A 22,456-nucleotide genomic window follows, 5' to 3' on the forward strand; every position below is an offset into this window, starting at 1 on the left:
ACCAGCACAAGAATGGATGCCAATTCGGACCTAAGGAAGATCGTAGAAGCGTTTCGTATTCTGATAAAAGAGACGCGCAGCCCGCTCCGTTCCCATACCGGTCACTTCACTCCACGCTTGAATGACCTGTCTGGTCATGGCTGGATGCGTCATTCTTCCCTGGAAAGGTCCCTCGAAAGGCCAAGGTCCATCAGTCTCTGCCATAACCTGCTCGGAAGGATACTGGCGAGCTAATTCGCGAATTTCCTCTTCGTATATGATATCAGGTGTAAATGAGACGAAGTATCCGTTGTCAGCCATTCGCTGGACGGTCCGCTTGGAGCCTTTGAACCAGTGAAAATGTGCCCGGCGATGATGATATTGCTCCAGCAGGTCACAGGCGATATCGGCATCCTCGTATACAGCGTGCAGCACAATCGGTTTACCGTGCCGTTTCGCTAGCTGGATAAATCGCTCCAACAGATCGATATAGCCGCTCTGATCAAAGTACTGTCCCGCCTGTTCAGCTTCCTGTCGGTTGTAATAAGGCAATCCAACTTCCCCAATCGCTGTGGCTTGTCCCATATGCTTTTCGATCCATTTGAAAAATAGATCCTGCTCTGCCAGGGACGGCAGGGGCTGCTCGGGATGGAACCCAAAGGCCGGATATACGGTACGAGGGTATTGGGAAGCTAGTTCTAGGTTACTCTGGGCAGAAGCCAGATTCATGGAAACGGCGATGACAGACTCAACCTGCTGGGATGGGAAGGAATGCAGCATCTCACGTTGTTCTTCAGGTGTATATTTGTCCAGGTGAAGATGTGCATCGATCAAGGGTGCAAAAGCGGTTGATTGCATGGATGGACCCCTCCTTTTTGTCTTTTACCAATGATACGCAGGGTAGTTTGTCTTGGATCACCCATTTTAGGGAAAAAATAACTCAAAAACCCGCACTATTTAGATAGGCGGGTTTTCTGCTGTTCTTCTCTCATCCACTGGGAAATCTGCCGTTTCCGTTCAAGAAAAGCAGATTCCTCCGTGATCGCTTCGCGACGTGGACGATCAAAGGGAACATCGACCTCGTGAAGTACAGCCGCAGGCCGATTTGATAAAACATAGATACGGTCCGCAAGCAATAATGCTTCCTCGATATTATGCGTAATGAACAGCACCGAGCGGCGGTTCTGTTCCCAGATATCGAGCAGCCAGCGCTGCATGTCGCTACGGGTCAGTGCATCCAGCGCACTAAAAGGCTCGTCTAGCAGCATCAGCTCCTGCGGACTGAGCAGGGCGCGCAGAAAGGCAACCCGCTGCTGCATGCCGCCCGATAACATATGCGGATAGGCTTGTTCGAACCCAGCCAGTCCGACACTGCTCAGCCACTTCCGGGCATCTGCAAGCGCCTCTGCTCGGGGTGGTGCATCCGCAGACACTTCACCTGCAAGCAGCACATTGTCCTCAATGGTACGCCATGGGAAGAGGGCAGGCTGCTGCGGCATATAGCTAATCTTGCCGCGTTGTCCGGTGACATCCTGACCATTCATCAGGATTTGTCCCTCCTGAGGTTTCAGCAGACCGCCGATGATGTGAAACAGGGTGCTTTTGCCACAGCCGGAAGGACCAACAATGGCTACGAATTCTCCTTGTTCCACGGTCAGAGAAAGGCCATCCAGAACGGGCAAAGTGCTGCGTCGCTCTCGGAACGAAGCATTCACGTTCAGAACTTCCAACGCGGGTGATGAATGATGTGCAGGTAAGGCAACGGCTCCATGCTCAGGAACTCCATTACTCGTTGGAGTGGTTGCACCTTCATCCGGCGCAGTAGCTACCCGCTCGTTGTGTTCGGGTGTCATCTTGTCATCACTTCCTAACCTTTATATGGTGCATATTTCAAAGTTATCGCTTTTGTGGTCGCCAGCGTACGAGCAGCTTCTCCAGTAGCGCAATGAGCAGGAAGAGCAGCAGACTCAATGCCACAATAATCATGATTGCCACGAAAAGACGATCCGTCCGATAGGCTGATTTTTGCAGCATCATATAATAGCCGATGCCCTTATCTGCACCGATCCATTCGGCGATAATCGCACCCATGACGCTGTACGTAGCGGCAATCTTAATCCCCGAGAACACCGAGGGCAATGCATGTGGAAGTTCGAGCTTCCAGAAAATTTGGCCGCGTTTTGCACCAGCCATGCGCATATAGTTCATCATCGCCGCATCGGTGCGGGTCAACCCGTCCATGGCAGCTACAGCTACCGGGAAGAAGCAGACCAGGATGATGGTAATTAGTTTGGGCAGCAGCCCAAATCCGAACCAGATCAGCAAGAGCGGAGCAAGCGCAATGGTCGGTATATTTTGACTAAGAATAAGTAATGGATAGAGTGCAGATTTCAAAAATGGAATCAGATGCAGCACCATCGCAATCAGTAATCCCACGAGCGTACCTGCTGCAAATCCTATTAATGTCAGCTGGATTGTTGCCGATGCATGCATGCCAAGTCGCTCGGCCTGGGAGGCTGCTTCATGGGCGATGTCCGAAGGCGCAGGCAGCATCCATTTCTCAATATGGAACAGGGAGACGGCTCCCTGCCATATCGCTATAAAGAGAATAACCGCCACAAAGGGCGGCCATACGCTTTTCCAATAGGCATGCATTAGCGATATTTCTCCGTCAGGGTGTCCATGCTGAAGCCACTTGGGCTATGGGCGATTTTGATCTGTGAGATGATGCTTGGGCTGCCAGCTTCCACGAGAACTTCGTGCATTTTGCGGACAACCTCCAGCAGTTCCTCTAGTTCTCCCTCCATCGTGGTATCGAGTGGATTAACCTGATATTTCAAGCCGGACTGCTGAATAACTTCAATGGCACGATCAACGTAAGGATAGGAATTTTCGCCATTTGGCGTTTTGGGAATGACTTGAATGCTAAGTAGTGTGCTTGCCATGAGAGATCACTTTTCCTTTCGAAATATATAAAATGAACTAATGACTGTTACACTTGCCACTTCGATGACAGAATAACCTTCCAATCGCTGTTATCCCCAGATTTTTTTGATTCCCTTCTCCAAAGGGAAAATCCGGTGATAAAGGCGAACGCTTCGCTTTTTCACGTTATTTCTGTCCTCTTCGTCATCGTGTAAATACTAAGTTCGTTTTATATGGATAATTTTATTGGGGTAAGAACTCGTTTGTATATGCTTTGGATACATCTACCTGCTCATCGAGCAGTTTTTTGCTAAACATCCAATCCGTATAGTTCTGCCATACTTCCTGCTTTTGCTCACCCCAGCGCGGTGCGTCATCCTGATATTTTGGACTCAGCCACTTCTGGCTTGCGAGTACAAGATCCTTATCCAGATCCGGTACGGCCTTGATCAGAATGTTGGCAGCGTCTTCGGGATGTTCAATCGCGTATTGATATCCTTCGGAAGTCGCTTTCAAGAACGCTTTAACCAGCTCGGGATCGTTCTGAATCGTCTTTTCATTGGTAACGAGTACAGGTGTGTAGTAGTCCAGTGAATCGGAATAATCTTTCACATATAACATGTCGATCGGTTCCCCGCGCAGTTCGGCTTCAATGCCCGTCCACGCGTAGAAGATCCAGGCAAAGTCGATATCGCGTTTCACAGCGGTGAAGAAGTCTGCATCGCCCATGCTAATATTTTTTACTTTGGATACATCGGCGCCTTCGCCTTCCATAATGGACTGCATCACAGCTTCTTCCACCGGAGAGCCCCAGCCACCATAGGTTTTACCTTCAAAATCTTTGGGGGATTTGATGTTCCGGTCCACCGGAGCGGCAAATCCGGACGTGTTATGCTGAATGACTGCAGCGATGGACACGAGCGGTACGCCCTGTGTGCGGGCCTGGGTTACACTCTCCTGATAACTTACGCCAAAAGGCACTTCGTTCGAAGCTACCATCGTATCCGCGCCTCCGGCACCTGGCTGTACAATCTCGACATTTAAGCCTTCGGCTTTGTAAAAACCTTGATCTACGGCCGCATACAGGCCGGTATGATTCGTATTTGGTGTCCAGTCCAGCACCACTTTAATATCCTTGAGGGCTGCGTTGTCACCTTCATTGCTGTTTTCGGTGTTGCTGCTGCCATTTTCTCCTGAAGGTGCAGCTTCTTTGCCGCCACATGCGGCCACAGCCACAAGTAGTACGCACAAGAGCATTAGGCCCATCATTTTACGCCATCTCATCTTCATTTCTCTCCTTCATGTTGTCCGGCCAGTGGCGCGGGGTACTCCTTGGCTTCATATCCAAGCTTCTTGCATAAATCGACAGATTTATACCAGCTATGATCCGGATGACGTCACTTTTTTTAGCTCTCTGGCTATATAAAAGAACATTAAAAAAGCGCCCCGTTAATCCGGGACGCGTGCAGGCGTTAGAGATGTGGCACTCAGCAAAGAGGCTGGGCCAATTCGATATACTCCGATTCCTACGCTGGCATGATCCAGATCAGGTCTAAGGGTCAGTATCTTGGTGGGATACACTCTCAGCCGGCCTATTCCGACTCCCCTGGGAAACTATGAAGTTACGGGCATTACTAGGTGTAATTATAGGCCAGAGGCCTACGCATGTCCAGTCAGGAACTGGATAGGGGCACGTATGAATGAATCAAAGAGGCCATTATACATGCGTATAACGACCTCTCTAGATGTGTGATTTTCAACAATTATCGTGGCGAATCATATAAGGAAATCTGACTGAGTGCAAAAGCATCGGATTTCGGGTCATAGCCTACCTGTTTCTGAGTGGTTTCCAGATTCAATCGTTTAAACCGATTATTCGAGATCCCATGCAGTATGGTGAAGGGCTCCAGATCTGTAGTTGTAATTGCTTTGAACATCAAATCACACAAGTCAGCCGGACTAAGATACGCGCTCATATCCCTTGCCTCCAGCGCGGGTCCATCCGGTTGGAAATCATCATATGCACCTATACGTATTGCTACACTTTGTAAACCTTCGGTATACGCAAAATAGGAAGCGAGCGATTCACCAAAACATTTGCTAACCCCGTACAAATTCCGTGGGCGTGTCGGCATATCCGGATAGACTTGAGCATCAATGGGATACCCCTCAATCGTCTGTGCACTGCTTGCCAGAATGACTCTCCGCACACCCTGGTCTTTAGCTGCACGGAATACATTAAACGTGCCCTTGATATTGATGTCCAACAACGATTCATAGAATCCAGCATGCGGGGAAGGATCTCCCGCCAGATGTACAACCACATCCATGCCTTCGCAAGCGTGCTGACAGGCTTCGGGATCTGTCACATCAAGTGTCATGATCTCATGGCTTGTCCCTTGATACGTATGCAGTCTGTCGATATTCAAATCCGTTAGTCGCAGGTGAAATGCTTCTGACAAGTGTTGGGACAAGTCACGTCCAATTTTTCCGGCTGCGCCGGTAATTAAAATGTTCATAAATCAGCTCCAATTCTTAGCGCTGGAAGAACTCAATCCATTCCTTCTCGGGTCCATAAATGAAGAAATAACGGTAACCGTTAGGCAGTGTAATCATCTCTCCATCAATAAACTCGGCCTCAGTTGCCTTAATGCGGTTGTACTCAGCCTCAAGGTCATCGACATGGATAGCAAAATGATGCACCGTACCTTCGGAAGGCAGCTTGTCGCTGTATCCCTGGATCAACTCAATCTCGGTCTCATCGCTTCCGTTGAAGCCGAGAAAGGCGAGCTGAATGACACCGTTGGTGTGGGTTACCCGGTCTTTCAATTCAAGACCAACAATCTCCGTATAGAAACGCAGCGTGGTCTCTAGATCACGAACGGCAATGCCGACGTGGTCAATGCGCTTTTGAAAACTCATAATCCAAATCCTCCTTTATATGCAGTGAATCTTTTCTACCATTTTAAGGGATATCATAGGGCTGTACCACGAGGTTGTCAAATAAGATTTTAATTTGGAAAAATTATAATTGTTCACAGAATGTTCACTTATGAGGAGGGGTTCGTCATCTCTATAATTACGAAGGTAAACAGAGAGGATGAGAGAATTGCCAACAACGAAGAAAGAACAGATTATTTTTGGAATGATGATGTGCACAGGAATGGTCATCGTCATGATGGCCTTCAATTTATGGCACAATGGGTTATTGAGCAAGATGTCCGCGCTTGAAATACTGCTTCAGTTCATATTGTGCTTTGTCATTGCATTTCTGGTGGAGTCTTTTATTGTCGGACCTGTAGCGCGAAAAATTGCATTTTCCTTACCTTTTGACAAGTCCAACAAAATCCTGGGCGTGCTGGCTATGTCATTTTTCATGGTCATTGGAATGGTTCTGATCATGTCCTTGTACGGAATGATTTCCGCTTATCTTGCGAATCAGTTAAATGGAGCATCCGTACTAAGTACGTATCTTCATACGATTGCTCGTAATTTTAGCCTGGCGCTTCCTTACCAAATTATTATTCTGGGACCACTCGTTCGATATGTATTCGGTAAATTCATTAAGGATAAAGGGAGTGTAGTCCCCACAACCTAAATAACGTTAGTTCCGATTTAGAGCATCTGAAAGTATTTCCTGGGCAATCGTCCACTGCACTAAGATAAAGAAGTAATTGTTCATTTTCAAATCAAAAAAGGCCTCGTAGCATTCACGCTACGAAGCCTATCTTTTTACCAGCTATGATTAATGGAATTTAATTTATCTTCTGTTCGGTAGATATTACGATGCTGAACTCACGGTATGCCTGCGCTGCCATTGATACGCGATCACGCTGATAATCAGCAGACCAACTGCAAAAATGGCAAGCATCCACGCCGACTGGTTAACTTCCAGATGGTCCAAACTCCAGCCTGTAACCAAAGGCAGAATGGCACCACCAACACCACCTGATGCAATCAGGATGCTGGGCGTTGATTCTTCTGTTCCAGGCAGCATTTTGCTGGCGAAGACGAGGGCAATGGAGAACACGCCCGATAGTGCGAGCCCGAGCAACAGGATGATCAGAAATGCCGACCAGATCTGGTTGGTAAAAGGAAAGATCATCAGCAGTACAACTGCTGCAAGGCAACTGTACAGAACGTAGACGCGATATTGGAATTTCTCCGCAATATATCCGGCAAACAGTCGTCCAACAGACATGGCGATCCAGAAGCAGGTAACACTAAGCGCAGCACCTGCTTCCTTCATGTTCATTTTCTCAATCAGAATGGCTGGCATGAAGTTGGCAAGGCTCATTTCGGTGCCGACATAGAGAAAGAAAAATAGAACAAATAAAGACAGAAGAGCCAAATTACGGCCGCGATAGGTTGAACGAGTTGGTTTAATGTCTGCAGGATTCATTCCATTTGGCAATTCAGCAGCGTGAGTGTGTCCAGGGGTCTGGTCTGAGTTACGTCGACTCAGTTCGTTGTTCAGCTCACCGAATGAACTTTTGGCCCAGAAGATAAAAGTCATCGCTGCACAGACGGCAACCACGAGGAACGACATGCGCCAGTACCCGGCAGAAATCAGACCGCTGGCAATGAGCGGCATGACCATAGCGCCGATACCAAATAAAACTTCGAGTCGGCTCATGGCAACCGCCGTATTATCTTTAATTGCAGCAATGATGATTGTACCGATGACAGCCTCGATCATGCCGAATCCGAACCCAGCTGCAGGTGCAATGACGAACATCCAGCCCCAAGGAGGCAGCAGCATATAGGATAACTCTGCAATGCAGAGCAGAGCTGTAGCAATTAATATGCCACCTCGTTTACCAAAGCGTTTATTCAACCACGGAGATAACAGTACACCACCCAGGAACCCGGCAAATTGGGCAAATATCAGTGTGCCTCCCTGACTATAATCCTTGCCATAATGTTCAAGGGCAACGGGCAGGATGGAGCCGAGAACGACGTGGGCAAGTCCGATGAGGAAATAGGACAAGCATCCAATCCAAAGCAATTTTTTCATGAAGAAAAACTCCTTCTAGATATTATGTTATGTAGTAAGTCTGCCATTCAGGAGTATTTCCTAAAAACAAACAATCTCTATCATAACAGGACATGTAAGGGTGTGCACGGATAACTTGCAATGGAGGCTAAAGTTCGTATATACTGAAAAACAACAATTACAGATCGGACCATGCCGTTGAAGAGCATCCAACTCGGAGGCGTTTTCGCCAGGGGAGCGTTATTCCCCAAGTTAACCGGAACCGCCCGTTATCGCGGACCAAGAGGCTGAACCAGAATATTCTGGTTTGGCAAGTTGGGTGGCACCGCGAGCAGAGCGCTCCTCGTCCCAAGGGATGAGGGCGCTCTTTGTATTTTTACAGCCAAAGGAGACGGTGACCATGTTGGAAATGAAGTGGATTCGGGAGCATGCAGAAGAGGTGCAAGCTGCGGCAGTTGGCAAGAGAATGGATATCAGTATTCGTGAATTGTTGGAACGGGACGAAGAGCGCAGAGCACTTTTACTGGAGACGGAAGAAGGGCGTAGAGTTCGTAATTCGTTATCTGCAGATATCGGCAGACTGATGCAAGCTGGTGAGCGTGAACAGGCCGAGGGTTTAAGGGAACAGGTGAAACAGCTGAATGGTCAGTTAGAGCAAGTTGAAGCCAAGCTTGCCGTTATGCAAGAGGAAGTGACAAGGCTGCAATGGTTGGTACCCAATGTTGTATCGCCAGACACGCCAGTGGGTGCATCGGATGAGGATAATGTGGAGCTGAGACGTGTGGGTGAGCTGCCGGTATTCGATTATGAGGCCAAGGATCACGTGGAACTCGGTGAACGGCATGATCTAATCGACATCCCCCGTGGGGTGAAAATCGGCGGAACACGAAGCTATGTGCTCAAAGGAGCAGGGCTTCTCCTGCACCGGGCTGTACAGCAACTTGCGCTTGATCTGCTGTTGAAACATGGATTTACGCCAATGGAAGTTCCATTGATGGTGAGGGAGAATACACTCTTGAACACGGGGTTCTTCCCCACAGGACGGGATCAGGTCTATGAATTAGTAGGCGAGAACAAGTGGCTGGTGGGAACATCGGAAGTGCCGCTGGTTTCGTATTATGCGGATGAGATTGTGGATGTGCAGGAGCCAATCAAGCTGGCAGCCACATCGACATGTTTCCGCAGTGAGGTTGGCTCAGGCGGGCGGGATGTACGCGGATTGTACCGGGTGCATCAATTTGCCAAAGTGGAACAAGTCATTATCTGTGCACCGGATGCGGAAGAATCGGAGCGAATGCTGCAGGAAATTACAGGACACGCCGAGGAGTTACTGCAATTGCTGGAACTGCCTTATCGTGTTGTGGCTGTGTGTACAGGGGATATGTCGCAGAAAACGTACAAACAGTACGATATTGAGACCTGGATGCCAAGCCGCAATGCTTACGGGGAGACACATTCGTCGTCGAATCTGCATGATTTCCAGGCTCGGCGTTCGAATATTCGTTGTCGCGATGCCCAAGGTAAGCTTGCCTACTGCCATACGTTGAACAATACGGCTGTGGCTTCGCCACGCATACTGATTCCATTGCTGGAGAATCATCAGCAGGCGGATGGGAGCATTCGTATTCCAGCCGCACTTCAGCCCTATATGGGCGGTGCTGAATATTTGGTTTTGGCGCACTAGGATGAAGAGGTTTAAAAGGATTACAAGCTGTGTGGAGAAGTAAAAAGGGAACCCTTGTGAGGGTTCCTTTTTGTTTTACCTGTGATGTTGGGACCAGTGGAGAGTGTTCAGCGCTTTTATGGTACGGTTACCGCAGTACAGGAATGCGGGAAATGGCCAAACCAGATGGGTATGTCACACAGCTGTAACGTACAGATTGTATAGTAGAATGCAGTTTGGAAAGGAGGCGCAGATATGAACCTGCTACTCGCGGATGATGAGCCGTTGATGCTGCAAATATTAAAAGCCTATTTCGTTAAAGAGGGCTTTCTGGTGTTTTTAGCCGAGGATGGGGAAGCAGCCCTGAATCTCTTTTATAATAATCAAATCGATTTGGCGGTTTTGGATTGGATGATGCCAGGACGCAGCGGTGTTGAGGTGTGCCGGGAAATCAAGCGTACGAGTCGTGCGAAGGTACTGCTGCTGACAGCCAAAGGGGAATCGGATGATGAATTTCTTGCCTTGAAGGCCGGGGCGGATGATTATCTGCGCAAGCCGTTTGATTCGCGTATCCTGCTATTGCGTGTAAAGAAGCTGCTGCAACTTTCCTCCAAAATCATTGTGGGAGAACTGACTGTCGATCTGGAAGGCCAGAAGGTTTACCGTCGTGGAGTGGATGTAGGGGCTACCCATAAGGAATTCGAATTAATGAAGGTTCTGGGAATGAATAAGGGGCAGATCGTAACCCGTAAAATATTGCTGGATCAGGTGTGGGGTTTCGATTACTTCGGCGAGGAGCGTACGGTAGACACTCATATCCGCAGACTGCGTGAGAAAATTGGAGAAGATTCAATCAAAACGTACCGGGGAATGGGCTATTGCCTAGAGGATCAAGATGAGTAAACTGACCCGTAAACTGCTCGTGCGCATAATCAGTGCATTGTGTGTTGTCTTCTTCCTATCCTTTATCGTCAATACGTTTTTCCTGCCTAGCTATTTTTTGTATCAGAAAAAGCAGAAGTTGGCCGAGTTAACGACTGAAATCTCTGCTTCAGAACATGGCGATCAGCTATCACGGATTGAGAGTCTTGAAACGCAATACGAGGTCGCTATCGCTTATGCATCGTTGAAGGATAGTGTGAATGATATTAACGATCAATTGTTATTTCAATATAACCGCAAGGGAATTGCCCTTAGTAAATTTTGGCTGACAGAAGAGAGTATCTCTGCGCTGCGTGAGGGTGCCAGGGTTAATAAATTCTATGATCAGACCAAGCTGAAATCAAGCTTTCTCGTGAACTTTGTGAAGGTGGGGGATTCCGTGTTTGCTGTCGGCGAATCCATCTCCCATTCATCGGAGACGATTCGAATCATTAATCAGTTCAATGCGTACATATGGCTCGGTATGCTGCTGTTGCTTATCCTGCTTTCCGTGCTGTATACCGCCCGGATCGTTAAACCGCTCGCAAAGCTAAGCGAAACGGCTGAAGCCATTTCCAATTTATCGTTTACGAGGGTTGATATAAAGACAGGTGATGAGATTGAGTCTTTAGGGCGTAGCATCAATGTGATGAGCGACAAATTACAGCAGGCGCAACATTCTTTGGAGATAAAAAATGCCAATCTGCGAACGTTCATCTCGGATATCTCGCATGAATTGAAAACACCGCTTTCCCTGATTCGAGTTTATGCCTCTGGTATTCAGGATGGCTTAGATGACGGAACCTATGCTGGAGTAATTCAGCAACAGAGCGAAGAGCTGGCTGGTTTAATTGACCGTCTGTTGGAGCTATCCCGTCTGCAGGCCGAAGTATATGATTTTGAACCTGTTGATCTTCGCCAACTGCTCAAGGAGACCCTTCATACCTATGAAACCGTATTTCAGCAGCATGGCTTGCATGTGGAGGTGGAGGATCGATGGACTGCCGAGACATGGGTGCTGGCTGATCGACGGAAGCTGGAGTCTGTTCTGCACAATTGGATGACCAACGCGGTGAAATATACAAGCGGTGACCGAATAACCATTACCCTTGAACTGAAAGGGGAAGCGGCACATTTCGGTATCGCCAATGAAACGGATAAGGAAGAGCATGAACAGTGGGATCAGGTTTGGGAGCCTTTCTATGTAATGGATAGTTCGCGCAGCAAAAAGTTTAGCGGGACGGGTCTGGGCTTGTCTATTGCCCGGACGATTCTGGAGAATCACCATGCCGACTATGGCCTTAGCGTAGCCGATGGAGAAGTTATGTTTTATTTTTCTTTACCTTTAATACAACGTTAATGAAGGAGCCGCCATGCAAATGGTGGTTTTTTTGTGTGAGAAGCAACCTGAATTAGAGCCTTTTTCATGTTGGGGAAAGCCAATTGTTCCCCTGTCATACTGATGTAACACAATTGCCTTAGGATAGGCCTATCACCAAATCAGAACTTAATTCATGGAGGGATATCCGATGTTCAATAAAACCTTTTTAATAACGGGAGGCACAGGCTCATGGGGAGAAGAGTTGGTCAAACAATTGCTCGTTCAGGAGCCGAAAGAGGTTCGTATTTTCTCACGAAATGAATCGCTTCAGGCTCAGATGAGACAAACCATCTCTGACCCGAGAGTGAGGTTTGTACTGGGGGATATCAGAGACCGATGGGAGCTGGCAGGTGCCTGTAAGGATGTAGATTATGTCTTTCATCTTGCGGCGCTTAAACATGTTCCGGTCTGTGAGGACCAACCGGATTGTGCGGTCAAAACCAATATAACCGGAACGCAGAACGTCATTGATGCTGCAATCGAGAATGGCGTGCGGAAGGTGGTATACGTCTCTACGGACAAAGCAGCGAATCCTTCCAGCATGTACGGGATGACCAAAGCCATCGGGGAAAAATTGATCTTATTAGCTGACAGTCGTTCCGCTACAAGCTTTACTTGTGTACGAAGCGGGAATGTTCTTGGATCCACGGGCAGCGTAGTACCTTTATTCAAACGCCAGCTTGAGTTGGAACAGCCACTCAGCGTTACCGATTCCAGAATGACACGTTTTTTTCTTCCCCTTGGAGACGCCGTGGAAATTCTCCTGTCGGCCATGGAGCAATGCGAGGGCGGCGAGATTATTGTACCCCGAATGCCATCCTGCAAAATAACGGATATCGCACAGGTTTTGGCAGAGGATGCTGGGCAAAAGCATGTTCCGATACATTTCATCGGTGCCCGTCCGGGAGAACGGCTTTATGAAACGCTGATTTCAGATTGGGAAAACGTTAAGGAAGTGGAAGAGGAGAAGTCCTACTTTGTTGTCACCGCTTCATCTTCAACCAAATTAACGGATAAAGAGGGTTGTGAAACATCTGTTCTTCCTGGCAGAGGATACCATTCGGAAGATGTCATCATGACCAAGGCAGAGGTTCGCGACATGCTGTGGAGAGGGGGATTTCTGTGTTCAAGCGGAGGATCATATTTACAGGAGGCGGCTCCGCCGGTCATGTAACAGCTAACCTTATTCTGATCTCCAGATTGCTTCAGGAGCAATGGGAAATTCATTATATCGGTTCCAAGCATGGCATCGAGCGCCAATTAATCGGCAAAATCCCGGCTGTTCATTATCATGCGGTTGCAACAGGCAAGCTGAGAAGATATTGGGCGTGGGCGAATATTTCCGATGTGTTCAATATTATACTTGGAGTGCTGCAGGCTTATCTGCTCATTTTACGAATTAAACCACATGTATGCTTTTCGTTAGGGGGATTCGTGGCTGTTCCTGCTGTAGTGGGTGCCGGGTGGAATCGGGTTCCGGTGCTGATTCTGGAGCCGGATCTTCATCCGGGACTGGCCAACAGGCTGTCACGGCGATACGCTCAAATGATGTGTACTACGTTTATGGATACAGCGACATTCGCTTCCTCTAAGGCGTCAGACAAGACGATGTACGTGGGACCTATAATTCGGGAGGAGTTGAAGCTTGGCAGCCGAGCACGGGGGATTCATTTTTGCCGATTTGTCTCCGACAGACCTATTCTGTTAATTATGGGTGGCAGTCAGGGTTCGGAAAAGCTTAATCAAATGGTACTTGAAACACTGCCAGAGCTGCTCAAGCGGTATCAAATCATTCATATATGTGGTACAGGTAAATTGAACTCATCCTTCCCACATTTTGCAGGCTACAAGGCATTTGAATACGTGCATGAAGAACTTGCGGATCTAATGGTTATGGCGGATATAGTTGTGTCACGTGCTGGCTCCAATGCGATACATGAGTGGCTGTTGCTCCGCAAGCCAATGCTCCTGATTCCCCATGCCAACGGCGGATCTCTTGTTGGACAGACGCTGAACGCGAAGTATTTTCAGGAGCGAGGTTATGCAAGAGTTCTCCAGGAAGAAGAGCTGACTTCTCAGACATTCCTGCGAGATATTGACCTTGTATATAAGGAGAGAGATCATATGGTGGGCCATATGAAGGCGAGTGGAACGGACAACGCCGTTGACAAGGTTCTGCAGCTTATTCATACAACGGTTTCTTCGGTAGAAAGAGCTGAACATGAGTAAAAGATTTCCCGAACTGCTGCTGGTCATGTTCTTTTTGCTCATCGTATCTATCCTGATTATCTCAAAACGTTTATTGTATTGAACTATATAAGTAGAACTAAAGATTTTACACTGAACAATCCGATGACAGAATAACCTTCCAATCGCTGTTATCCCCAGATTTTTGAAATTTCCTTTTCTCAAGGGGAAAATCCGGTGATAAAGGCGAGCGCTTCGCTTTTCCAGGTTTTTTCTGTCCTCTCCGTTTCTGTGTAAATGAATAGTTTAATTTATATAGGATTGTAACCTGTTACAATCCCGTTCTTCTTCTGAATAAAGAGGCATTCTTCAGTCACTTCCTAATGACTTGCAGAATGCCTCTACTTATTTGGGATATTCACTTTTATGTAATGAGTTTCCGATATAATATAATAGAAGTAAAATATTGGATTACAGGAGATGAAGATTGCAATGAATGGAATGAAATTAGCAATACGAGGCAGCTTGGCCTTTATTTTAGTATTGGTATTACTGGCTCCTTCGTTTGCCCTAGCAGCCACGGGTGACGTGACATCTATCGAGATTACCAACAGTAGTCCGCAACAGATGAGTGTATCCCAGACAACTACGCTTCAGGTAATGGCGGTTATTGAAGGGTTTGATAATAAGCAGGATGTTACTGGAGGCGTCACATGGTCCACGAGTAACGAAGCTGTTGCCACCATTATTAAAGGCAAAGTGAAGGCTGTGGCAGCGGGAGAAGCGACGATATACGCACAGGTAGATGGCGCCAAAGCGCAATTGCTTGTTAAGGTTCAGGATAAAATTAAAAGCATCAAAGCTTCGCCAAGTTCCTATAATTTTGTCAAAGGTAGTGAAAGTACGCTGCCCAAAGTAAGCATTGTGCGTGCAAACGGTAAGGAAGAAGACGTCACATCTGAGATTGTATGGACGGTATCGAGTGCTTCCGCTGTGCTGGAGAGTGGTAAAATCAAAGGAATCACGCCTGGCAGAGTTCTGTTACAAGGCAAATATGGCTCAGAGACGGTTAAAGTTCCCGTAGCGATCACGGACGAGATTACCAAAGTCGAAGTAACTCCTGCTGTCATGCAGCTGAATATTAAGAAATCGAAAGCGTTGAAGGTAATCGGTACATATGCCAATGGGAAAACAATTAATCTTTCGAAACAGGTAACGTGGACCTCTTCCAACAATAATGTAGCCATCGTCAAGAATGGTACAGTCAAAACACTGACGGAAGGACAAGCCACCTTGACAGGAACTTATCAAAATCAGACAATAAAGGCAGAGGTTACCGTTGTTCCTTTGCTCAAAAAACTGATCACAGGCCAGAAAACACTCATTTTATCGCCACAGGCAAGTACAACACTGAGTGTGATGGCGCAGTATGATACAGGCAAAACCACGATTGTAACGAGCAGTGCCGTATGGAGCAGCACCAAACCAAGTGTAGCCACAGTAACGGGCGGCAAGATTGTGGCCGTGGGTAAAGGCAAAACATCCATCACTGCCAAGTGGGGCAATAAAAAAGTTACTATACCGGTGACGGTAAAATAAAGTTTCAACGAATGAAGTATATCAAATGAAATAAATTCATCATCGTGAACAGAAACAGATGGGGCGTAGACATACGCCCCTTTTAAGTATAAAAAATTGGATGTGATGAAAACTGAATTCTTCAATTATAAGCTCAGATACCAATCTCAGTGGATTGGCTTACATGAAGTATCTTCTTCTGACCCTACTTTCGATACTGACACTTGGGATGATTGCCACAGTTGAGGACGCGAAGAAACGAGCCCATTCGAAGTACCTGGAACAATACCGATTGAAATTCAGTCCTGCAAAGGAGGGAGCATCTGAATGACAGATCATCTGCAACCGGAAAATTGGCCTGCATGGGCGACAGAATCGGTAGAGATTGTTGAGGCCAATCCTATGTGGAGCCTACAGGCTCAGGAAGAGATTCGCCAGCTCCGAGAACTATTACAGCAACTCAATATTCATCGATTTGAACATATCGGAAGCACGTCGATTCCAGGATTGCCCGCCAAGCCCATTATTGATTTGATGGGAGAGGTGCAGTCATGGGAGGACATGGACATGATTGCCGATCAGCTGAATCCGGTAGGCTGGAACTACGTTCCACCTGAACTGGATGGTCGGGAATATAGACGTTTCTGGGTCAGAGTGAAGGATGGCAAGAGGGCTGTACATCTTCATCTGATGCGCCCAGGCCAGGAACGTTGGGATCGTCAAATCCAGTTCCGGGATGTGCTGAGACAGCGCCCGGATCTGGTAGAGGCTTACGCAGCTTTGAAAGCTAAACTTGCTGATGAGAATAAGGATGACAGAGAAGCGTATACCGCTGCCAAAACGGAATTTATTTTACAAGTGCTTGATGAAGGCATTTGATCGATGATGAAGGCATTTTTCAAAGAGAGGCTGATTTATTTCATCGCTGTGATCATAACCATGGCGGCAGGGTTGGCATCCAGACACTATGGTGAACTTTTACCGGATTTTGTACGTGAGCATTTCGGTGATGCCTTGTGGGCAGCGATGATTTATTTTGGGGTACGCATGGTTTGGATTAATCGCAGCAGAGAGTTAGCGATGATCGTGAGCCTGATTTTTAGCTGGGCCGTTGAATGTTCGCAAATGATTCAGATATCTTGGTTGAACGAAGTGCGTTCCACGGTGCTGGGTGCGCTTATTTTGGGACGTGGATTTCTGGTGATGGATCTGCTGAGGTATGCTGTTGGCATTCTGTGTGTGTATGGGATGGATCGTTATTTCCTGAGAAATAAGAAGGCTTGATAATGGGGAGGGACTTAAGTGAATGTAGAGAAGCTTTTTACGGAATCACCCGAATTTGAGACAGATCGGTTGGTACTGAGACGTCTTACGCTCAACGACCTCGATGATTATTTTAGGTTTGCCTCCGATCCGAAAGTGAGTCAGCAAAGTTTGTGGAACTGTCATGAGACGTTGGATGACTCCGTTCAATATATTCAAAGAGTGTTAGATAATTATGAGAAGAAAACGGTCTATTTATGGGCCTTTATTCTGAAGGAAACGGGGAAGCTGATCGGGCGAGGTGGCATTTTTCATCTGAATGAATCCATGCAAAGTGCTGAACTGGGGTACGCGATTGCCAGCAGTTGTTGGGGCAAAGGCCTCGCAGCAGAAGCGATGCAGCCGATTGTTGAATATTGTTTTCAGGAATTGGACTGCAATCGGCTGGAGGGGACATGCAATGCAGGCAACATTGGCTCTGCACGAGTGATGGAGAAGCTGGGCATGTCGTATGAAGGTTTGCTGCGTAAACAGTTGAAGATCAAAGGTGTGTTTACAGATCAAAAATTGTACTCCCGTATCCGGGATGATCTATAATACTTCCAATGACGTACAGGATACATAGAAGAAATTGAAGGAGGCGGAACAATGATCTACAGTATTATTTCCCAAGCGGTATGGGAGCAGGTATCCAAGCAGAGCGTGTATGCACCGGATAGCCTGGAGACGGACGGTTTCATTCATTGTTCCACTAAAGAACAGATTCCATGGGTAGCGGCTCAATTTTATCAAGGACGTACGGATTTGTTATTGATTGGTATTGATGAGAGGGCTTTGAAGCCGGAACTGGTGTATGAGGACCTGTATGAGTTGAATGAACTATTTCCACATATTTATGGTGAACTTAATTTGGATGCTGTACGGAAAGTCAGTTCCTTTGAACCGAATGAGGACGGGACGTTTTCTTTTCCTGAATAAAGACATTTTGCGAAGGGGTGTGAACGTGTGGATATGAATCAGGTATTTCTGGATACAGCCGAGAAGCAATTTTTGTATTACAAACAGCTTGGTGAAAAGGCCATGGAGCAACTGGAATCTGAGCAACTATTTCAATTCTGGAATGAAGATGCCAACAGTATTGCAGTTATTGTGAAGCATCTATGGGGCAATATGCTGTCCCGTTGGACGGATGTACTGACAACCGATGGAGAAAAGCCATGGCGTGAACGTGATGCGGAATTTGTGAATGATATTTCGACTCGGGAAGAGCTGCTCGCCAAATGGGAGGAAGGCTGGAACTGTCTACTTGGAGCCATTCGTTCGTTTACACCGGAGCAACTGTCTCATATTATATATATTCGCAATGAAGGACATACCGTCATGGAAGCAATTATCCGGCAATTGGCGCATTACCCCTATCATGTGGGACAGATTATTTATGCAGCCAAAATGCTCAAAGAAACCGCATGGAACAGTCTTTCCATTCCGAGAAACGGTTCTAGTCAATATAATGGTGGCAAATTTGCCAAGCCGAAGGCACGAAAACATTTTACAGATGATGAATTGCGCATAGAAAAAGGTAAAGGTGAGGAACAGCAATGACACAGATCGCATTGATTCGCCATGGAAGCACGGCATGGAATAAGGAAAAACGTTCACAGGGACAAACGGATAATCCACTGGATCAGGAAGGAAGAGAACAGGCGCTATTGCTTGCTGCGAGACTGAGTGAGGAAACGTGGGATGCCATCTATGCGAGTGACCTGGAGCGTGCAAGTGAGACGGCTCGCATCATTGGCGACCGTTTAGGAATACAGGAGATTCATTTGGACCCGAGGTTGCGTGAAATGGGCGGTGGGCAGGTGGAGGGGACGACCGAAGCTGAACGAGTTGCCCAATGGGGAGCGGATTGGAACACTCTGGATTTAGGCCGGGAACTTGCGGATGCAGGTACGATTCGGGGCAGTGCCGCGATAGAAGATATTGTACGACAGCATCCCAATGGAAGAGTAATCGTTGTCAGCCATGGCGCTATTCTCCGTAATACACTGCGAGGTCTGGTGCCTGAACTTGATGTGAGCGCAAAGCTGTCCAACACGTCGATTACCCGGATTTCTTGGGAAACGAATTCTTGGCAATGCGAGCTATACAATTGCAGCGTGCATCTGAATTCCTCCAAGGAGTTGTGATCGATGGATGCTCTGGCATTAAAACAGAAATTGCGGCAGATTCAGTCGGCTAACTTATCTGCCCATGAAGTGGAACATCCTTACGAATTGGCTCTTCATATGATGCAGCATATAGGCAGTCCAGACCCGGTTCTGCGGGATGAACTGATCTATGATACGTTTGCCACCTGGATTGGACAGGGTGTATTTTCGGAAGAACAGCTTAGTCAGCTGTTACAGATGGCGCTGGATGATCAGCATCTTTTTCATGGTATTGGAGAACAAGGCACGGACAGTGTGTTTACCCGAACCTTCTCTGTGCTGCTCCTGCCTCCCATTCTGAGTGTAGATCGTCAGCGGCCTTTTCTGAAAAAGGAAGATATAGAGGTTATTCATCATCGATTGACCACGTATCTGGAGCGTGAAAAAGATGTTCGTGGCTATACCGATGATAAGGGCTGGGCGCACGCACCGGCACACGCGGCAGATGCGGTTGAAGATCTTGCACAGTCTCCTTATATGGAGCGGGCCGCCTTGCGGGAGCTTTTGCATGCGCTCACTGTGAAAATTACCGAATCAAGTGTAGTCTATATCCATGATGAGGATCAACGGATTGCTCATGCAGTGGTCACCATCCTTGGTCGCAATCTGCTGGAGCAAAACGATATTTCGTCTTGGATCGATTCACTGAATCCAAACGATAAGAAGGAGGGGAAATCGCTTCTGGAGATCAGCCAGATGAGCTTGAATGTGCGCGTTTTTCTGCAGACGCTCTATCTTGCCATACGGACAGAAGAAGCAGAGCCCTTTCCCGCTGTTCGTTCACTTATTTTGCAGGCTTTGGAGAAAAAATGATCATGGGAATATAAACTTGTGGACAAGGAGGGTGATAGCATGACTGAACTGTCGTATTCATGGACTGAGGATGTGCTGTCTACTTTGGGCGAAACAGGGGTTATGATCCGTTGTGGGGACGCGATATCCGAAGCGGTGCACCGGAGGGTGATGTCGGTATGTACTTTGCTGGAAAAGAGCCAACTACCGGGCATCTTGGAGTGGTTACCTTCGTTTGCATCGGTAACGCTATTCTATGATCCGTTGATTTCCCCGTACCACGAGGTATGCGGAAGGCTGCTTCATGAGTTGAACAAGATGCAAGTGGCAACGCTGGCTGAACCCAGAACGATCATTATTCCCGTATGTTATGGTGGTGAATTGGGTCCTGATCTGGAATATGTCGCTACTGAACATGGGCTTACGCCAGATGAGGTCATAGCTATTCATACATCCGGAGATTACCTGGTTCACATGATCGGATTCGCACCGGGTTTTCCTTATCTGGGCGGGTTATCGGAGAAGATCGCTACGCCCAGACGACCTACACCTCGGCTTCGAGTTGAGGCGGGAACGGTGGGCATTGGTGGCAAACAAACGGGAGTTTATCCGGTGACGACTCCCGGCGGATGGCAATGTATCGGCCGCACACCGCTGGCGCTATTTCGTCCGATGGAAAATCTACCAAGCCTGCTGGCAGCAGGGGATCGGGTTCGTTTTGCATCGATATCTCTTCAGGAGTATCTGGAACAAAAGGAGGGCGAGCGATGAGTATTGAAGTCATTCGCCCAGGTTTGTTATCCACCGTTCAGGACGAAGGAAGAATGGGATTTCGCCGGTATGGAATTCATCCGGGCGGGGTTATGGATACCTTTGCGGCCAGAGCAGCCAATGCACTGGTTGGGAATTCCCGTGATGCTGCTGTGCTGGAGATGACGATTACGGGACCGGAGCTTCGTTTCCATGAAAATCGGCTGATCTCTTTATGTGGTGCGGATCTGACAGCAACTGTGGATGATCTGTCTGTTCCACTATGGCGTCCGGTCGTGTTGCTTGCTGGAAGTGTGCTGAGATTTGGACGATGCCGTTCCGGTTTGCGGTCTTATATGGCGATTGCTGGTGGAATCGTGGTACCTGAGATCATGGGCAGTAGAAGCACGGATCTCAAGACAGGTTTTGGTGGGTTTAAAGGCCGTGCCTTGAAGGTGGGAGACAGGTTGTCTGTGGGGGAAGCTTCTCGTGAAGCGCAAGCGGCGTTGCATGGATTGATTGTAGAAGCTGAAAAGAATAACTGGCGGATGCATGCACCTGCCTGGTATTTGTCCAGCAGGGAATGGCCCGCCTACCATGCTGAACCTGTTATTCGTGTCATGCCGGGCAAAGACAGTGCAGAGTTTAATGAAGATAGTCTGGAACGATTCCATAAAGAACGATATGTGATCTCTCCTCAATCGGATCGGATGGGTTATCGATTGGAGGGTGCAAAGCTAGAACTCGTTCAACCGATGGATCGGCTGTCCGAAGCCGTCACCTACGGTACAGTTCAGGTGCCAGCAGATGGTCAGCCCATCATATTGATGGCCGATCATCATACTATCGGGGGCTATCCTGTGATCGCACAGGTGGCACGAGTAGATTTGCCGATACTGGCACAGGCAAAGCCAGGGGATCGGGTTACTTTTGAACGGATTACATATGAAGAAGCACAGCAGCTATTCCTGGAACAGGAGTTGGAGTGGCGACTAGCCGATCAGCTGATTCGCAGGAGATTGGCAGAAATGGGGGACCATCAATGAACACGGTGGATATCAACTGTGACCTTGGCGAAAGTTACGGGGTGTACCGGATGGCGTCGGATGAGTCGATTCTGCCGCTAATCACTTCAGCCAACATCGCTTGTGGATTTCATGCGGGTGACCCGGCAACGATGCGGCAAACCGTACAGCAAGCATTAGAGCATCAGGTTGCCATCGGCGCCCATCCCGGTCTGCCGGATTTGCAGGGTTTTGGCAGAAGACGTATGGATATTACACCACGGGAAGCCTATGACATGGTTGTGTATCAGATTGGTGCGCTGGATGCTTTTGTCCGTTCATACGGGGGGCGTATGCATCATGTGAAGCCTCATGGAGCCTTGTATAACATGGCTGCTGAAGATAATCAACTCGCTGAGGGAATCGCCGAGGCGCTTTATAAGGTGCAACCGGAACTGTACCTCTATGGCCTGGCCGGAAGTGCGCTAATACAGGCAGCGGATCGCATTGGACTGCGCAGTGTCAGTGAAGTTTTTGCGGATCGAACCTACGGACCGGATGGGACTCTAACCCCACGCAGTCAGCCCGGGGCTGTCATTCAGCAGACCGAACAAGCTCTTGTTCAAGTGCTGCGCATGGTGAAAGAGGGAATCGTTGTGTCGACGGAAGGTACACCTGTATCCATAAAGGCAGAGACAATTTGCATCCACGGCGACGGAGCTCATGCCCTTGCATTTGCTCAAGAGATACGTACGTTGCTTGAATCTGATGGAATTAACCTTTCTGCACCTGGAGTTACTAGATGAT

25 protein-coding genes and 1 riboswitch are annotated in these 22,456 nt (G+C 47.9%); of the genes, 17 read left to right on the forward strand and 8 right to left on the reverse strand.

Annotated features, from left to right (window positions below; all coding sequences use genetic code 11):
- Positions 1-30: 30 nt before the first annotated feature.
- The 7 genes from PTQ21_RS07450 to PTQ21_RS07480 form a co-directional block, all read right to left on the reverse strand.
- Entirely contained in the window at positions 31-837 is an 807-nt protein-coding gene (locus PTQ21_RS07450; protein WP_274569323.1) for a TatD family hydrolase, read from the reverse strand.
- Between the two features lie 95 nt (positions 838-932).
- Complete coding sequence (locus PTQ21_RS07455) at positions 933-1,832, reverse strand: ABC transporter ATP-binding protein (protein WP_274569324.1); 900 nt, start codon at positions 1,830-1,832, stop codon at positions 933-935.
- Between the two features lie 43 nt (positions 1,833-1,875).
- Positions 1,876-2,634 (reverse strand): ABC transporter permease, encoded by a 759-nt coding sequence (locus tag PTQ21_RS07460; RefSeq protein ID WP_072734948.1) that lies wholly within the window; start codon positions 2,632-2,634, stop codon positions 1,876-1,878.
- Entirely contained in the window at positions 2,634-2,924 is a 291-nt protein-coding gene (locus PTQ21_RS07465) for a thiamine-binding protein (protein WP_024632265.1), read from the reverse strand. The genes PTQ21_RS07460 and PTQ21_RS07465 overlap by 1 nt, the downstream gene beginning before the upstream one ends.
- Before the next feature lie 223 nt (positions 2,925-3,147).
- The gene (locus tag PTQ21_RS07470; protein ID WP_090954093.1) at positions 3,148-4,188 is read right to left on the reverse strand and encodes an ABC transporter substrate-binding protein; all 1,041 of its coding nucleotides are present in this window, start codon (positions 4,186-4,188) and stop codon (positions 3,148-3,150) included.
- Positions 4,189-4,409: 221 nt separating this feature from the next.
- Positions 4,410-4,522, reverse strand: a riboswitch (TPP riboswitch).
- 145 nt (positions 4,523-4,667) lie between these two features.
- Positions 4,668-5,423, reverse strand: a complete 756-nt coding sequence (locus PTQ21_RS07475) for an NAD-dependent epimerase/dehydratase family protein (RefSeq protein WP_063566242.1) — start codon at positions 5,421-5,423, stop codon at positions 4,668-4,670.
- A 16-nt stretch (positions 5,424-5,439) separates the two neighbouring features.
- Positions 5,440-5,826: a VOC family protein gene (locus PTQ21_RS07480; protein WP_063566241.1), complete on the reverse strand. Its 387-nt coding sequence runs from the start codon at positions 5,824-5,826 to the stop codon at positions 5,440-5,442.
- A 187-nt stretch (positions 5,827-6,013) separates the two neighbouring features.
- Here PTQ21_RS07480 and PTQ21_RS07485 point away from each other — a divergent pair, with 187 nt between their 5' ends.
- The gene (locus PTQ21_RS07485) at positions 6,014-6,502 is read left to right on the forward strand and encodes a DUF2798 domain-containing protein (RefSeq protein ID WP_063566240.1); all 489 of its coding nucleotides are present in this window, start codon (positions 6,014-6,016) and stop codon (positions 6,500-6,502) included.
- A 183-nt stretch (positions 6,503-6,685) separates the two neighbouring features.
- Here PTQ21_RS07485 and PTQ21_RS07490 read toward each other — a convergent pair whose 3' ends face one another.
- Positions 6,686-7,921 carry an MFS transporter gene (locus PTQ21_RS07490; RefSeq protein ID WP_274569327.1) on the reverse strand — a complete coding sequence of 412 codons (1,236 nt, stop codon included), beginning with the start codon at positions 7,919-7,921 and terminating at the stop codon, positions 6,686-6,688.
- 379 nt (positions 7,922-8,300) lie between these two features.
- Here PTQ21_RS07490 and serS point away from each other — a divergent pair, with 379 nt between their 5' ends.
- The 16 genes from serS to PTQ21_RS07570 all read left to right on the forward strand — a co-directional run bounded on the left by serS (position 8,301) and on the right by PTQ21_RS07570 (position 22,455).
- Positions 8,301-9,584, forward strand: a complete 1,284-nt coding sequence (serS, locus tag PTQ21_RS07495; protein WP_274569328.1) for a serine--tRNA ligase — start codon at positions 8,301-8,303, stop codon at positions 9,582-9,584.
- Between the two features lie 234 nt (positions 9,585-9,818).
- A complete protein-coding gene (locus tag PTQ21_RS07500) occupies positions 9,819-10,466 on the forward strand; it encodes a response regulator transcription factor (RefSeq protein ID WP_274569329.1) in 648 nt (215 codons plus the stop codon).
- Complete coding sequence (locus PTQ21_RS07505; protein WP_274569330.1) at positions 10,459-11,844, forward strand: sensor histidine kinase; 1,386 nt, start codon at positions 10,459-10,461, stop codon at positions 11,842-11,844. The genes PTQ21_RS07500 and PTQ21_RS07505 overlap by 8 nt, the downstream gene beginning before the upstream one ends.
- A gap of 169 nt (positions 11,845-12,013) precedes the next feature.
- The gene (locus PTQ21_RS07510) at positions 12,014-13,039 is read left to right on the forward strand and encodes a polysaccharide biosynthesis protein (protein ID WP_274569331.1); all 1,026 of its coding nucleotides are present in this window, start codon (positions 12,014-12,016) and stop codon (positions 13,037-13,039) included.
- Positions 12,988-14,094, forward strand: a complete 1,107-nt coding sequence (locus PTQ21_RS07515) for an undecaprenyldiphospho-muramoylpentapeptide beta-N-acetylglucosaminyltransferase (protein WP_274569332.1) — start codon at positions 12,988-12,990, stop codon at positions 14,092-14,094. The genes PTQ21_RS07510 and PTQ21_RS07515 overlap by 52 nt, the downstream gene beginning before the upstream one ends.
- 459 nt (positions 14,095-14,553) lie before the next feature.
- A complete protein-coding gene (locus PTQ21_RS07520) occupies positions 14,554-15,651 on the forward strand; it encodes an Ig-like domain-containing protein (protein ID WP_269053790.1) in 1,098 nt (365 codons plus the stop codon).
- Between the two features lie 306 nt (positions 15,652-15,957).
- On the forward strand, positions 15,958-16,509 hold the full coding sequence (locus tag PTQ21_RS07525) for a GrpB family protein (RefSeq protein WP_274569333.1): 552 nt from the start codon (positions 15,958-15,960) through the stop codon (positions 16,507-16,509).
- Between the two features lie 3 nt (positions 16,510-16,512).
- Entirely contained in the window at positions 16,513-16,914 is a 402-nt protein-coding gene (locus tag PTQ21_RS07530) for a ribosomal maturation YjgA family protein (RefSeq protein WP_274569334.1), read from the forward strand.
- An 18-nt stretch (positions 16,915-16,932) separates the two neighbouring features.
- Positions 16,933-17,490, forward strand: coding sequence for a GNAT family N-acetyltransferase (locus PTQ21_RS07535; protein WP_274569336.1), 558 nt, complete (start codon positions 16,933-16,935; stop codon positions 17,488-17,490).
- A gap of 51 nt (positions 17,491-17,541) precedes the next feature.
- Positions 17,542-17,871 carry a DUF952 domain-containing protein gene (locus PTQ21_RS07540; RefSeq protein ID WP_274569337.1) on the forward strand — a complete coding sequence of 110 codons (330 nt, stop codon included), beginning with the start codon at positions 17,542-17,544 and terminating at the stop codon, positions 17,869-17,871.
- Positions 17,872-17,904: 33 nt separating this feature from the next.
- Positions 17,905-18,495 (forward strand): DUF1572 family protein, encoded by a 591-nt coding sequence (locus PTQ21_RS07545; RefSeq protein WP_338020322.1) that lies wholly within the window; start codon positions 17,905-17,907, stop codon positions 18,493-18,495.
- Positions 18,492-19,082 carry a histidine phosphatase family protein gene (locus PTQ21_RS07550; protein ID WP_064642660.1) on the forward strand — a complete coding sequence of 197 codons (591 nt, stop codon included), beginning with the start codon at positions 18,492-18,494 and terminating at the stop codon, positions 19,080-19,082. Before PTQ21_RS07545 ends, PTQ21_RS07550 begins: the two co-directional genes overlap by 4 nt.
- A gap of 3 nt (positions 19,083-19,085) precedes the next feature.
- Complete coding sequence (locus PTQ21_RS07555) at positions 19,086-19,916, forward strand: DUF2785 domain-containing protein (RefSeq protein ID WP_274569341.1); 831 nt, start codon at positions 19,086-19,088, stop codon at positions 19,914-19,916.
- 39 nt (positions 19,917-19,955) lie between these two features.
- A complete protein-coding gene (gene pxpB / locus PTQ21_RS07560) occupies positions 19,956-20,666 on the forward strand; it encodes a 5-oxoprolinase subunit PxpB (protein WP_274569342.1) in 711 nt (236 codons plus the stop codon).
- Positions 20,663-21,691, forward strand: coding sequence for a 5-oxoprolinase subunit C family protein (locus PTQ21_RS07565; RefSeq protein ID WP_274569344.1), 1,029 nt, complete (start codon positions 20,663-20,665; stop codon positions 21,689-21,691). The genes pxpB and PTQ21_RS07565 overlap by 4 nt, the downstream gene beginning before the upstream one ends.
- Positions 21,688-22,455, forward strand: coding sequence for a LamB/YcsF family protein (locus PTQ21_RS07570; RefSeq protein ID WP_072734935.1), 768 nt, complete (start codon positions 21,688-21,690; stop codon positions 22,453-22,455). Before PTQ21_RS07565 ends, PTQ21_RS07570 begins: the two co-directional genes overlap by 4 nt.
- Position 22,456: the final 1 nt, after the last annotated feature.

The sequence above is a fragment of the Paenibacillus marchantiae genome (genome assembly GCF_028771845.1).
In the GTDB taxonomy this organism is placed as follows: Bacteria; Bacillota; Bacilli; order Paenibacillales; family Paenibacillaceae; genus Paenibacillus; species Paenibacillus marchantiae.